The 13,485-nt window shown below is 66.5% G+C and carries 10 protein-coding genes, 1 tRNA gene and 3 pseudogenes; 8 read left to right on the top strand and 6 right to left on the bottom strand.

Going from position 1 to position 13,485, the window contains the following annotated elements; translation table 11 throughout:
• Nucleotides 1–128: 128 nt before the first annotated feature.
• On the bottom strand, nucleotides 129–1,148 hold the full coding sequence (gene trpS, locus DPM13_RS00820) for a tryptophan--tRNA ligase (protein WP_028717638.1): 1,020 nt from the start codon (nucleotides 1,146–1,148) through the stop codon (nucleotides 129–131).
• On the opposite strand from trpS, the gene DPM13_RS25585 reads away from it, so the two are divergent.
• Nucleotides 1,111–1,953: a rhomboid family intramembrane serine protease gene (locus tag DPM13_RS25585; protein ID WP_317616357.1), complete on the top strand. Its 843-nt coding sequence runs from the start codon at nucleotides 1,111–1,113 to the stop codon at nucleotides 1,951–1,953. The genes trpS and DPM13_RS25585 overlap by 38 nt on opposite strands.
• Here DPM13_RS25585 and murJ read toward each other — a convergent pair.
• From murJ to DPM13_RS00800, 4 genes and pseudogenes are all read right to left on the bottom strand, one after another.
• Nucleotides 1,944–3,489: pseudogene (murJ, locus tag DPM13_RS00810) on the bottom strand (murein biosynthesis integral membrane protein MurJ). The gene DPM13_RS25585 and the pseudogene murJ sit on opposite strands and share 10 nt — an antisense overlap.
• A gap of 131 nt (nucleotides 3,490–3,620) precedes the next feature.
• Nucleotides 3,621–3,911, bottom strand: coding sequence for a hypothetical protein (locus DPM13_RS21735; protein WP_223252255.1), 291 nt, complete (start codon nucleotides 3,909–3,911; stop codon nucleotides 3,621–3,623).
• A gap of 113 nt (nucleotides 3,912–4,024) precedes the next feature.
• Nucleotides 4,025–6,298 (bottom strand): annotated as a pseudogene (locus DPM13_RS00805) ([protein-PII] uridylyltransferase); the annotation flags it as partial.
• Nucleotides 6,299–6,300: 2 nt separating this feature from the next.
• Nucleotides 6,301–7,438 (bottom strand): annotated as a pseudogene (locus DPM13_RS00800) (penicillin-binding protein activator).
• Between the two features lie 179 nt (nucleotides 7,439–7,617).
• Between DPM13_RS00800 and DPM13_RS25580 the strand changes: the two are divergent.
• The 4 genes from DPM13_RS25580 to gshB all read left to right on the top strand — a co-directional run bounded on the left by DPM13_RS25580 (nucleotide 7,618) and on the right by gshB (nucleotide 9,949).
• A complete protein-coding gene (locus DPM13_RS25580) occupies nucleotides 7,618–7,872 on the top strand; it encodes an SAM-dependent methyltransferase (RefSeq protein WP_317616356.1) in 255 nt (84 codons plus the stop codon).
• 71 nt (nucleotides 7,873–7,943) lie between these two features.
• Nucleotides 7,944–8,543, top strand: coding sequence for a 16S rRNA (cytidine(1402)-2'-O)-methyltransferase (gene rsmI, locus DPM13_RS25575; protein WP_317616355.1), 600 nt, complete (start codon nucleotides 7,944–7,946; stop codon nucleotides 8,541–8,543).
• Nucleotides 8,540–8,935 (top strand): YraN family protein, encoded by a 396-nt coding sequence (locus DPM13_RS00790; RefSeq protein ID WP_051577648.1) that lies wholly within the window; start codon nucleotides 8,540–8,542, stop codon nucleotides 8,933–8,935. Before rsmI ends, DPM13_RS00790 begins: the two co-directional genes overlap by 4 nt.
• Nucleotides 8,936–9,001: 66 nt before the next feature.
• Nucleotides 9,002–9,949, top strand: coding sequence for a glutathione synthase (gene gshB, locus DPM13_RS00785; RefSeq protein ID WP_080620455.1), 948 nt, complete (start codon nucleotides 9,002–9,004; stop codon nucleotides 9,947–9,949).
• Between the two features lie 71 nt (nucleotides 9,950–10,020).
• Here the strand turns inward: gshB and DPM13_RS27575 are convergent, their stop codons facing one another.
• Nucleotides 10,021–10,425, bottom strand: a complete 405-nt coding sequence (locus DPM13_RS27575; protein ID WP_449579238.1) for a hypothetical protein — start codon at nucleotides 10,423–10,425, stop codon at nucleotides 10,021–10,023.
• Between the two features lie 77 nt (nucleotides 10,426–10,502).
• Between DPM13_RS27575 and lon the strand changes: the two genes are divergently transcribed.
• The 3 genes from lon (at nucleotide 10,503) to DPM13_RS00765 (ending at nucleotide 13,464) form a co-directional block, all read left to right on the top strand.
• The gene (lon, locus tag DPM13_RS00775; RefSeq protein WP_112887262.1) at nucleotides 10,503–12,920 is read left to right on the top strand and encodes an endopeptidase La; all 2,418 of its coding nucleotides are present in this window, start codon (nucleotides 10,503–10,505) and stop codon (nucleotides 12,918–12,920) included.
• 257 nt (nucleotides 12,921–13,177) lie between these two features.
• Complete coding sequence (locus DPM13_RS21730; protein ID WP_223252254.1) at nucleotides 13,178–13,339, top strand: hypothetical protein; 162 nt, start codon at nucleotides 13,178–13,180, stop codon at nucleotides 13,337–13,339.
• A 50-nt stretch (nucleotides 13,340–13,389) separates the two neighbouring features.
• A tRNA-Val gene (locus DPM13_RS00765) sits at nucleotides 13,390–13,464 on the top strand.
• Nucleotides 13,465–13,485 lie beyond the last annotated feature (21 nt).

Raw genomic sequence — 13,485 nt, 5'->3', positions numbered from 1 at the left:
GGCGCCGTCGGCCAGAAGCCAGGGGCGCTCACCGAGCAACCGGGACAGCAGGTCCGTCATGGTCTTTTCCGTTCTCGCACAGGGGCATGATACTACATGCCGCGCGAAGGTGATTGGTTTCCTGCCGGTCAGCGCGACCGGATCATGCCCATGATCTGTTTCGTGCGCTCGACGATGGGTTGGGCGATGGCCGCCGCCTGGTCGGCGCCGCGGCCCAGGATGCGGTCGATCTCGGCCGGGTCGGCCATGAACTGGCTCATCCGGGCGGTGATCGGGGCCATGACCTCGACCGCGACCTCGGCCAGCGCGGGCTTGAAGGCGCCAAAGCCCTGGCCCTCGAACCGGGCCAGCACCTGGTCGGCCGTCTCGCCCGACAGCGCGGCATAGATGTTGACCAGGTTGCGGGCCTCGGGCCGGTCCTTCAGCCCTTCCATGGCTCCGGGCAGCGGGTCCGCGTCGGTGCGCGCCTTGCGGATCTTCTGCGCGATGGCGTCGGCATCGTCGGTCAGGTTGATGCGCGCGGCGTCCGAGGGGTCGGATTTCGACATCTTCTTGGACCCGTCGCGCAGGGACATGACGCGGGTGGCGGTACCCTCGATCAGCGGCTCGGTGATCGGGAAGAACTCGACGCCGTAATCGTGGTTGAACTTGGCCGCGATGTCGCGGGTCAGCTCCAGGTGCTGCTTCTGGTCCTCGCCCACGGGCACGGCGGTCGCGTGATAGGCCAGGATGTCGGCTGCCATCAGCGAGGGGTAGGCCAGAAGCCCCAGCGAGGAGTTCTCGCTGTTCTTGCCTGCCTTGTCCTTGAACTGCGTCATCCGGTACATCCAGCCCACGCGCGCGACCGTGTTGAAGAGCCATGCGAGTTCGGCGTGCTGGCTGACCTGGCTTTGGTTGAACAGGATCGACACCTCGGGATCGACGCCCGAGGCCATGAAGGCTGCCGCCACCTCGCGGGTGTTGTGAGTCAGCTTCTCGGGGTCCTGCCAGACGGTGATCGCGTGCAGGTCCACGACGCAATAGATCGTCTCGGCCCCTTGTCCCTGATAGTCCGCGAAGCGTTTCAGAGCGCCCAGATAGTTCCCCAGCGTCAGCCCGCCCGAGGGCTGGATGCCAGAGAAGATGCGCTTGGCGAAACTGGTGGTCATGGCACTACCTGCTTGGAAAATCCCGGGGGCTGGCTTACCCCTTGACCCGCGCGGGCGCAACCGCCCGCAGGCAGTGCAGGAAAGGACGACCATGCGCCCCGGTTACGACGAATCGCCGCTTAACCCCGTGCCAGCCGTGGTCTGGGCCCTGGTGCTGCCGATGATCGCGGCCGAGGCGGTGTTCGGGCTGGCGCAACTGGGCTTTGTCGGCGGCGGCGCGCCGGGGACGGGCCTTGCCATGCGCCAGATCGCGGTCGAGCGCACCGCCTATATCCCCGAACTGGTGCTGCGGCTGTGGCAGATGCGGGTGTTCCTGCTGGATCAAAGCTGGCGCATCCTGATCTATTCCTTTGTCCACCTGTCGCTGATGCACGCGGTCTTTGTCATCGTCTTTACCCTGGCACTGGGGAACCTGATCGCGCACCAGTTCCGGGCCTGGGCGGTGATCGCGCTGTTCTTCGGCTCGGCCATCCTGGGGGCGCTGGTCTATACGCTGGTCGCCGCGCTTTTGCCGCAGTTCCAGTTCCGCCCGCTGATCGGCGGCTATCCGGCGGTCTATGGGCTGGTCGGGGCCTTCACCTTCCTGCTGTGGACCCGGCTGGGTCAGGAAAACGCGAACCGGATGCGGGCGTTCACCCTGATCGGGATGCTGCTGGCGTTCCAGCTGGTCTTCGGCATCCTGTTCCAGGACGGCAACACCACCTGGATCGCCGAGGTCGCGGGCTTTGCCGCGGGGTTCGGCCTGTCCTTCGTCCTGATCCCGGGGGGCGTGGCGCGGGTGCTGCGCCAGATCCGTCAGCGCTGACGCCGGAATCCGGCGCGCAGGTCCGACAGGCGAATGCCGCCCATCGCGACCAGCGCCACCCCATAGACCAGCATCCCGGCCAGGACCAGCGCCACCAGCGCGGGAATAGCGGGTTCCGGCCGTGTAACAGGCTGCGCCCAGCACCGCCATCACGCCCCAAAGCGCGACCCCCATCACCGCCGAGGCCGCCGCGATGCGCGGCAGCCGATGGCGCAGACGGTCGTCGAATGCGGCGACCTCTCCATAGACGCGGGTGCCGCGCCACAACTGCCAGGCCATGGTCCAGCCGGCGATTGTCGTGCCCAGGGCCGCGGCGGAAAAGCCGATCAACGGCGCAAGGCCCAGGGCCAGCACCGCGTTCACTGCCATGGACCACAGCGCAAAGCGGAACGGGCTTTGCGTGTCCTCGCGCGCGAAATACAGCGGCTGCAGCACCTTTTGCAGCACGAACGCCGGCAGGCCGACGCCATAGATCGCCAGCGCCAGCGCCGTCGGGCCGACGTCCGATTCCAGGAATGCGCCGCGCTTGAACAGGACGGAAATCACCGGATAGGCCGCGACCGTCAGCGCGACGGCCGCCGGCACGGTCAGGAACAGCGCGAATTCGGTGGCGCGGTTGTAGGCGTGCCGGCCCCCCCCGATGTCGCCCGCCTTCAGCCGGCGCGAGATGTCGGGCAAAAGCACGATGCCGATGGCGATGCCCACCACGCCCAGCGGCAGCTGATACAGCCGGTCGGCATAGGTCAACCAGGCCACCGCGCCGTCGAAGAACGAGCCGACCTGCTGGCCGACGATCAGGTTCAGCTGCACTACGCCGCCGGCCATCACCGCCGGGGTGGCAATGGCGAGGAGCCGCTTCATTTCGGGCGACAGCCGGGGCCCGCGCAGCCGCAGGGGAAAGCCCATGCGCTTTGCCGCCCACCAGACGGTCAGGAATTGGGCGATGCCCGACACCGGCGTCGACCAGGCCATGGCCGCGCCCATGTCCCAGCCGTTCAGGTCGGCCAGCAGCATGGCCGCGATCAGGATGAAGTTCATCAGCACCGGCGCCGCCGCGGCCGCCACGAACCGCCCGCCCGCGTTCAGCACGCCCGACAAGAGCGCCGTCAGCGAAATGAACAGGATGTAGGGAAAGCAGATCCGGCCATAGGTCACCGCCAAATCGAACCGCTCATCCCCGACAAAGCCCGCCGCCAGCGCAAAGACCAGCCAGGGCATCGTGAAATGCGCGATGACCGAGACCACCAGGACCACCGTGAACAGCCCCGAGAACGCTTCCTCGGCAAAGGCACGCGGATCCTCTCCGGCTTCCAGCCGCTTTGCGAACATCGGCACGAAGGCGGTGTTGAACGCGCCTTCGGCAAAGAAGCGGCGGAACATGTTGGGCAGGCGGAAGGCGACGTTATAGGCCTCGGCCACAGGGCCCGCGCCCAGATAGGCGGCGATCATCAGGTCGCGCACCAGCCCCACCACGCGGCTGGCCAAAGTCCATGCCCCGACGGACAGGAACCCCCGGATAAGTCTGATCGGCTGCATGTCGGTCTTTTTTCTGTCCCTAGAACGCGCCGCCCAGCGGCCTTTCGGCTTTCTCGGCGCGCTCGGCGCCGTCCTTGATCGCCTTCTCGAGCTTCTTGCGCAAGGCTTCTCGCTTTTGCTGCTGGTGCAGTTCAGCCCGAACATGACCTTGCCATAGAAGGTATCCACTCACCTGCGCCCCGAAGGTCCGGTGCCGCGCTGGCGATCTGGATGTGGTTTTCGGCCAGCGTCCGCGTCAGGTCGTAAAGCAGGCCGGGGCGGTCGCGGGTGTCGACCTCGACCACGGTATAGACGTCGGACCCTTCGTTGTCGAAGGTGATATGGGTCGGAAAGCGAAAGGCGCTGTCGCGCTTTTTCGGCTTGTCGCGGCCGGCCAGCGCCTCGCGCGCGACGATCTCGCCGCCCAGGGTGCGTTCGATCATCTTGCGCAGGCGGGGCAGACGCTCCACGTCATAGGGGTGGCCGTCGCTGTCCTGAAGCCAGAAAACGGCCGTGGCGAAGCCGTCCTTGGTCGTATAGGTGCGCGCGTCCACCACATTGGCCCGATCCCGGGTATCGTGCGCAGCAGCCGATAATCCGGATGGTCGGCCAGCAGCTCGGCAGCGCGGTCCTCGATGGCGTTGCGCTGCTGAACAAGGCTGCGGCCCTGTGCCAGGACACGCAGCAGCTGGGCAAAGATGAACTGGGTCTCGGTGGGCAGGCTGGGCCAGTAATTGTCGTAATGGCGCGCAAGCTCGGCCTTGATCGCCTTGGGCTCCCATCCCTTGGCGGTCAGCAGATGCCGCAGGGATCGCTTGGCCTCGCCGGTGCGCCGGTCGCGGTTCAGCTCCTCCAGCCCGTTTTTCAGCGCGCGTTCGGTTTCCGAATGCAGCTTGCGCAGCAAGGCCGCCTTCCAGTTGTTCCAGGTGCCGGGGCCGACGCCGCGGATGTCGCAGACCGTCAGCACGGTCAGCAGGTCCAGCCGCTTGGTCGTCTTGACCAGCTTGGCAAAGTCGCGCAGCGTGCGCGGGTCGCTGATGTCGCGTTTCTGCGCCACGTCCGACATCAGCAGGTGGTTGCGCACCAGCCATTCGATGGTCTCGATCTCCTCGGCCGGCAGACCGAAGCGGGTGCAGACCCGCCGCGCCAGCCGCGCGCCCAGGATCGAGTGATCCTCGGCCCGGCCCTTGCCGATGTCGTGCAGCAGCACCGCCAGATAGATGACGCGGCGGTTGATCTTGCCCTTCATGATGCGGCTGACGGTGGGCAGGTCGTCCAGCTGTTCGCCGCGTTCGATCTCGGACAGGGCGGCGACGCATTGGATCAGGTGCTCGTCCACCGTGTAATGGTGATAGACGTTGAACTGCATCATCGCCACGACCGGCGCGAATTCGGGGATGAAGGCGCCCAAGAGGCCCAGTTCGTTCATCCGCCTGAGCGAGCGTTCGGGGTTCCCGTGCTTCAACAGCAGGTCCAGGAAGATGCGCACCGCCTCGGGGTCCTGGCGCAGGTGGTCGTCGATCAGGTCCAGGTTCGCCGCCACCGTGCGCATGGCGTCGGAATGCAGCAGAAGGCCCGTGCGCAGCGCCTCCTGGAACAGGCGCAGGATGTTCAGGGGATCGGACAGGAACTGGCGTTCGTCGGCATAGTTCAGCCGTCCCCGGTCCACGCTGAAGCCCGCCGCGACCCGCTTGCGCCGGCTGAGCCAGCCCTTGAGGATCGGCGCCTTGTAGAGATGCCGATCCTCGAGCGCGACCAGGAAGACGCGGGTCAGTTCGCCCACGCGGGTGGCGTGCAGGAAGTAATGCTGCATGAAGATTTCGACCGCCCGCCGTCCGCCCTGGTCGCGATAGCCCATGGCGCGCGCCACCTCGACCTGCATGTCGAAGGTCAGCTGATCGGTCGGCCGCCCGGACAGCAGGTGCAGGTGGCAGCGCACCGCCCACAGGAAATCCTCGGCCTGCCAGAAGGTCAGGTGTTCGTCGCGGGTGAAGAAGCCCAGTTCCACCAGTTCGGCCGCCCGGTCGACGCGGTGGATGTATTTCGCGATCCAGTACAGGGTCTGCAGGTCGCGCAGGCCGCCCTTGCCTTCTTTCACGTTGGGTTCCAGGACATAGCGCTGCCCGCCCTGGCGGCGGTGGCGTTCGGCCCGCTCGGCCAGCTTGGCCTCGATGAATTCGGGGACCGAGTTGTCGAACAGGTCGCTCCACAGCCGGTCGCGCAGGGTTTCGGCGGTCGCGGCATGGCCGCAGACCAGGCGATGCTCCAGCAGGCTGGTGCGGATGGTGATGTCGCCCCCGCCCAGCCGGATGCAATCGTCGATGGTGCGGGTGGACTGGCCGACCTTCAGCTTCAGGTCCCACAGCATGTAAAGCATGGACTCCACCACGCTTTCGGCCCAGCCGGTAATTTTCCAGGGGGTCAGGAACAGCAGGTCCACGTCCGACTGAGGCGCCATCTCGGCGCGGCCATAGCCGCCGATGGCCAGCACGGCCAGCTTTTCGGCGTCCGTGGGCGTGGTGTTCGGATGCAGGATGGTGGTGGCGACATGGTGGACCGCCACCACCGTCGCATCGGTCAGGCTGGCGATGGCGCGCACCGTTTCCCGCGCCGCGCAGGGGTGCGAGCGGAAGCCCGCCACGATGTCGGCCATGGCATCGGCGCGCGCCTGCGCCAGGATCTGGACGGTCAGGCTGCGCACCGTGCGCGCGTCCGGCGCCTCGGCCAGCCGGCGGCTGAGTTCGGGCAGGAAGACCTCGGGCGTGAAAAGGGCGTGCGCCCCGGGCAGGGCCGGGGCGCTTTGCGGCAGGCGGTCAGCGGTCTCGGCCAAGGTCAGAACCCGAATCCGCCGAAGCTGCTGGGGGCCGGGTCAAGGATCTGGACCTGGCCGTTCAGAATCGTGGCGACTGCCAGAGCGCGTTCGTTGGTGCCGTCGCGCTTCAGCCGGAAGGCGCCGGTGATGCCGGCAAAGCCTGCGTTCTGGGTCAGCCCTGCGGTGGTCAGGGCGTTGCGCTTGCCCGCGCGCGCCAGCGCGGCGATCGCCGCGACGCCGTCATAGGCCAGCGAGCCCAGTTCATGCGGCGCCTCGCCATAGGCGGAGCGATAGCGTTGGTCGAATTGTGCCTTCATCCGGGTGTCCGGCAGGGCGAACCAGCCGCCCTGGACGCCGCGCAGCGCAAGCCGCGAGGCGGGCGTGTCCCAGCGCGTCAGTCCCATCATCTGGACCGAGGCCGAGGTGACGCCGGCATCCGCCAGCTTGTCCGTCAGATAGGGCAGGACGGCGCCCTGGTTCGCCGTCAGGAACACGGCATCCACATTGCCCGACAGGGCCGCCTGGGCCACGTTCGGCACCACGCCGTCGATGCCCTGCCGGGACAGCGGATGGACCGCCGTGCCGGCCAGGGTCGCGCGGTTGGCTTGGATCGCGCGCTGGATCGCCGCGCTGCCGATCTGGCCCGCCGCGTCGTCCTCGGCCACGACCAGGATGCGGCGCTTGCCGTTGGCGACCGCATGGCGCACCAGCCGGTTCGCGAGCGTTGTCGAAGGTGTTGCCCAAGACGAAGACATTGCCCCCGGCGATGTCGGCATTGTTCGAGAAGGACAGGACGTTGATCCCGCGCGGCGCCATGGCATTGCCGACCGCATTGGCGCTGTCGGCGAACAGCGGCCCCAGAATGATCTTGGCGCCCTCGTCCGCAGCCTGGGTGGCGCGGGCGACGGCCGTGCCCGGCTCGGACCCCGAATCGTAGATGCGCAGGTCGATGCGCGCGCCTTGGGCGTCGGCGGCGGCCATCTTGGCGGCGTTGCTCAGCGACCGCGCCAGCCAGTCCAGGTCGGCGCTGCCGGTCCCGCCCGGCACCAGAAGCGCCACCGGGACGGGCTGCGACGGGTCGATGGTCTGGCCGGTCGAACCGCCGGTGCCGGCCGTCTCGAGCGGCTGACAGGCCGCCAGCACCACGGCCGAGGCCATGGCGGCGATGCGGGCGAAGGGGCGGCGCAAGTCGATAAGGCCGCGGATCGTGGTCTTGGCGGTCATGTCGTGATTCCCTGTCCCTTGGGGGCTTGAAGCTTAACCTTTGCAGGTTATTGGCATAACCGTGGGATGGCAACGTGCCCGGCCGGGCGCGCGGACAAGAAGGGAACGGCATCATGGGCACAGGCACCGGCACTGGCGACGAGGGGCAGGGCGGAGCAATCCCTGCGCGGACGGTCCCGCTGACGGTCCAGGCCGACCGGCCCGAAGCGGCCCTGCATCTCGTGGCCACTCCCATCGGCGCGGCGCGCGACATCACGCTGCGCGCGCTGGACGTGCTGAATGCGGCCGACGTGCTGGCCGCCGAGGACACGAGGAACTTGCGCCACCTTCTTGATATCCTGGCATTCCGGTCAGGGGGCGGCGGCTGATCGCCTATCACGACCACAATGCCGACCGAACCCGGCCTGCGATACTCGCGGCGCTGCGCGAGGGGCTTTCGGTGGCCTATGCCTCGGATGCGGGGACGCCGCTGGTGGCCGACCCGGGCTATCGCCTGGCGCGGGACGTGGCCGAGGCGGGGCTGACCGTGCGTGCGCTGCCCGGACCCTCGGCGGCGCTGGCCGGGCTCAGCGTCTCGGGGCTGCCGAGCGACCGTTTCCTGTTCGTGGGCTTCCCACCCTCGGCCCAGGGCGCGCGCCGGAAATGGATCGAAAGCTGGCTGGGGATCGAGGCGACGGTCATCGCCTTCGAAAGCCCGAGGCGCGTTAAGCAACTGTTGGGAAATTTGTGCGAACTTGAGGCGAACAGGTCTACGGTGATCTGCAGGGAACTGACCAAACGGTTCGAGGAAGTGATGCGCGGGACGGCCGAGGAACTGATGCAGCGGATACCCGACGAAGGGCTGCGGGGCGAGATCGTCGTCCTGTTCGGTCACCCTCCGCAGAAGGAGGTGGGCGAAGACGACCTGCGCCACGCCCTGTCCGACCTGCCCGCCGACCTGCCGGTGAAAGAGGCGGCGGCGCGGATCGCCGCCCGCTTCGGTCTGCCGCGCCGCGACGTCTATGCCCTTGCCCTGGCCATCAGGAAGGAAAACCAATGATCGCAGCTGATTCCAGGGTCGATGCCGGGCAGCGGGAACGGGGGCGGATCGCCCATTCGGCCGGCTTGATGGGTGAAGACTCGGTCAGCCGCTCGTACCTCGAACGGGGCTATACGCTGCTTGCCAGCCGCTGGCGGACGCGCTCTGGCGAAATCGACCTGATCATGCGGCGGGGCGACGAGTATGTCTTTGTCGAGGTCAAGAAGGCGGCGCGGCACGGCTATGCCGCGGAACGCATCAGCCGCCGGCAGATGGACCGCATCTGCAATGCCGCCCTGGAGTTCTGCGCCGAGATGGCGCAGGGGTTGATGACGCTGATGCGCTTCGATGCGGCGCTGGTGGACCAGTTTGGCCGGGTCGAGGTCATCGAGAACGCCTTCGGCGCCGCCTGATCGGGCGCTTGCAAAGCCGGGCAGGGCGGGCGACAACACCTGCCGAACAAGGCCGGAGTCGATAGCATGAGTCTTTATGTGGCCCTTCAGATGGACCCGATCGAGCATGTCTCGATCACGGGCGACAGCACCTTTCGCCTGGGGCTCGAGGCCGAGGCGCGGGGACACAGGCTGTTCCAGTACACAGCCGACCAGCTTGCCTATGACGAAGGCCGCATCGTCGCGCGCGGCCGTCCGGTGACGCTGCGCCGCGAACAGGGCAACCATGTGACCTTCGGCGACTGGGCCGAGGTCGAACTGGGCCAGTTCGACGTGGTCTGGCTGCGCCAGGATCCGCCCTTCGACATGGGGTACATCACCAACACCCATCTGCTGGAACGGGCGGGCCGGGAAACCCTGGTGGTCAACGATCCCTTCTGGGTCCGCAACTGCCCCGAAAAGCTGCTGGTGCTGGACTTTCCCGACCTGACGCCGCCGACCGTCATCACCCGCGACCTGGCGCGTATCAAGGCGTTCCGCGCGCGCCACGGCGAAATCATCATCAAGCCGCTTTACGGCAACGGCGGGGCGGGCATCTTTCACCTGCGCGACGGCGACCCGAACCTGTCCGCGCTGATCGAGACCTTCTCGGGCATGAACCGCGAGCCGGTGATCGCGCAGAAATACCTGCCTGCCGTGGTCAAGGGCGACAAGCGCATCATCCTGGTCGACGGGGAGCCTGTGGGCGCCATCAACCGTGTCCCGGCCGAGGGCGAGGCCCGTTCGAACATGCATGTCGGCGGCCGGCCCGAAAAGATCGGCCTGACCGAGCGCGAGCGCGAGATCTGCGCGATCATCGGGCCCGTCCTGCGCGACAAGGGCCTGGTCTTTACCGGCATCGACGTGATCGACGGCTGGCTGACCGAGATCAACGTGACCTCTCCGACCGGCATCCAGGAGTTGGAGCGCTTCGACGGCATCAATGCCGCCGCGCTGATCTGGGACGCGGTCGAACGCCGGCTTGCCGCCCGTTGATCGGCGGTTCCGGGTCCGCCGAAGCGGAAGAGTTTGCATAAGTGCGCCCTTGTCCTTCACAGGCCTGCGGGTTAGCCCTCCGGGATTGATGGAGCAAGCCCGTTTTCAATCTGCGGCATTCTTGGGACGAAAGGAACCGCCATGGCAGAGATATCGTCGAGGGCAAGTGGGACCAATTCAAGGGCTCGGTCAAGGAAAAGTGGGGCGACCTGACCGATGACGAACTGACCGAGATGGCCGGCCGACGCGACAAGCTCTCGGGCAAGCTGCAGGAACGCTACGGCTGGACCAAGGATGATGCCGAGCACCAGATAGACAGCTTTTTCCGCGATAAGGTCTGACGACGGACCGGCTGGCTCTCGGCTATCGCGACAAAAGGTGCTAAGGTCGGGTCCCGGACCTCCGGGGCCTTTTTTCATCGCCGCCTGCAGGAACAGATTGAGAACCGACGGACCATTGAACCCCGCGCCAGCCATTCCTATCTTGTCCGGGAGCAGAGGGCCTGCGCTGCTGATCCCGGGGCCACGTCCTCTGGCTAGAAAGGATTGATTCCATGAATGAATTCGCCCAGACCACCCATCCGGTCCTGCCCTTGCGGGACATCGTGGTGTTCCCGCACATGATCGTGCCGCTGTTCGTGGGACGCGAGAAATCCGTCCGCGCGCTTGAGGCGGTGATGGAGCAGGACCGCCCGATTCTGCTGGCCGCGCAAAAGGATGCCGCCGTGGATGAGCCCGCGGCCGATGGAATTTTCCGCACCGGCGTACTGGCCAATGTCCTGCAACTGCTGAAATTGCCTGACGGCACCGTCAAGGTGCTGGTCGAAGGACGCGAACGTGTGCGCGTCACGCGCTTTGTCGACAATGACGACTATTTCGAGGCTGCCTGCGAACCCCTGGCCGAGGTCGAGGGCGACGCCGACACCCGCACCGCGCTGACCCGCGCCGTAGCCGAGGAGTTCGAGCGTTACGTCAAGGTGCGCAAGAACATCCCCGAAGAGGTTGTCTCGGCCGTCGCAGAAACCCGCGACCCCGCACGCCTGGCCGACCTGGTCAGCGGGCACCTGGGCATCGCGCTGGACAAGAAGCAGGAACTGCTGGAGACGCTCGACACCGCCGAGCGGCTGGAGAAGGTCTATGGCCTGATGCAGGGCGAAATGTCCGTCCTGCAGGTCGAGAAGAAGATCAAGTCGCGCGTCAAGACCCAGATGGAGAAGACCCAGCGCGAATACTATCTGAATGAGCAGATGAAGGCCATTCAGAAGGAGCTGGGCGACGGCGAGGATGGCAGCAACGAACTGACCGAGTTGGAAGAAAAGATCGCGGCGACCCAGTTCAGCAAGGAGGCCCGCGAAAAGGCCGAGGCCGAGCTGAAGAAGCTGAAGTCGATGTCGCCGATGTCGGCCGAGGCCACCGTCAGCCGCAACTACCTGGACTGGCTGCTGAGCCTGCCGTGGGGCGTGAAGTCGCGCACCCGCAAGGACCTCGCCAAGGCCGAACAGGTGCTGGACGCCGACCATTATGGTCTGGAGAAGGTCAAGGAACGGATTATCGAGTATCTGGCGGTGCAGAACCGCTCGGCCAAGCTGAAGGGTCCGATTCTGTGCCTCGTCGGCCCTCCGGGCGTCGGCAAGACCTCGCTGGGACGGTCCATGGCCAAGGCGACGGGTCGTGAATTCATCCGCATCAGCCTGGGCGGCGTGCGCGACGAATCCGAGATCCGCGGCCACCGCCGGACCTATATCGGCTCGATGCCGGGCAAGATCATCCAGGCACTGAAGAAGGCCAAGACGACCAACCCTCTGATCCTGCTGGATGAGATCGACAAGATGGGGCAGGATTTCCGGGGTGACCCGGCCAGCGCCATGCTGGAGGTCCTGGACCCCGAACAGAACGCGACCTTCGTGGACCACTATCTTGAGGTGGAATACGACCTGTCGAACGTGATGTTCGTGACCACGGCCAACAGCTACAACATGCCCGGCCCGCTGCTGGACCGGATGGAGATCATCTCTCTGGCCGGCTACACCGAGGACGAAAAGCGCGAGATCGCGCGCCAGCATCTGCTGCCCAAGCAGGTCGCGGCGAATGGCCTGCGCAAGGGCGAATTCTCGGTGACGGACGAGGCGCTGACCCATGTGATCCGCTATTACACGCGGGAAGCCGGGGTGCGCTCGCTGGAGCGGGAAATCGCGAAACTCGCCCGCAAGGCGGTGACCGAGATCCTGAAGGGCAAGGTGAAGTCCGTCGAAGTGACGCCCGAGAAGGCCGAGGAATACCTGGGCGTGCGTCGCCACCGCTATGGCCTGGCCGAAAAGGACGATCAGGTCGGCGTGGTGACGGGTCTGGCCTGGACTCAGGTTGGCGGCGATCTCTTGCAGATCGAAGCGCTGAAGCTGCCGGGCAAGGGCCGGATGAAGACGACCGGGAAACTGGGCGACGTGATGAAGGAATCGATCGACGCCGCATCGAGCTACGTCCGCTCGATCGCGCCGCAGATCGGGGTCAAGCCGCCCAAGTTCGACACGATCGACATCCACGTCCACGTTCCCGACGGCGCGACGCCCAAGGACGGACCGTCGGCGGGTCTGGCGATGGTCACGTCCATCGTGTCGGTGCTGACGCAGATCCCGGTGCGCAAGGACATCGCCATGACCGGCGAGGTTTCGCTGCGCGGCAATGCGATGGCCATCGGCGGGCTCAAGGAAAAGCTGCTGGCCGCGCTGCGGGGCGGCATCAAGACGGTGCTGATCCCGGTCGATAACGAAAAGGACCTGGCCGACATCCCGGCCAACGTCAAGGAAGGGCTCAAGATCATTCCGGTCAGCCATGTGCGCGAAGTTCTGAAGCACGCGCTGGTGCGGATGCCCGAGCCCATCGAATGGGACGAAGCGGCCGAGGAGGCCGCGGCCGAGGCCAGTCGCCTGGCCGCGATCCGCGGCCCCGGCAGCGGGGCGGCAGTCGCCCATTGACAAGGATGGCCGCGCGAAGCAATTCGCGCGGCTTTTTTTTTACAAGGTGCCGCAGGAGGTCGCATGGCGAAGGGCCGTGATGCAGAACCGGTGAAAGGCAGGACCGCGCGCCCGGCCGGCAAGGCCCGGGGCAGGCGGGGCGAGGACCCCGGTGCCGCGCGCGTCTTGCAGAAGCGCCAGTTCGTCAGCCATGTGGCCGCGCGCGCGGGAATGCGGTCGGCCCAGGTCAGGACATCGTCGAGGCGACCCTGGCCGAATTGGGCGAAGCCATCGCCTCGGGGCAGACCTTGGCCCTGCCGCCCTTGGGGCGCGCCCGCATCAACCGGCAGCGCGACGTGTGGGGGGCCGAGGTCATCGTCCTGCGTCTGCGCCGCCGCCAACGCGACTTGGCCGAAGGCATTGAGGACGATGACGATTAGGGGTTTTCCCTCTTGCAGCCCGTTCGCGCTGCGGCTATCTAGCGCGAACCGGGCGATTAGCTCAGCGGTAGAGCGCTTCGTTCACATCGAAGATGTCAGCGGTTCAAATCCGTTATCGCCCACCATGATATGTTGAAAAGCCTCGG

It is taken from the genome of Paracoccus mutanolyticus, from assembly GCF_003285265.1.
Taxonomy (GTDB): domain Bacteria; phylum Pseudomonadota; class Alphaproteobacteria; order Rhodobacterales; family Rhodobacteraceae; genus Paracoccus; species Paracoccus yeei.
Note: the sequence above shows the minus strand (reverse complement) of the source record. Positions and strands in the feature narration are given on the sequence as shown.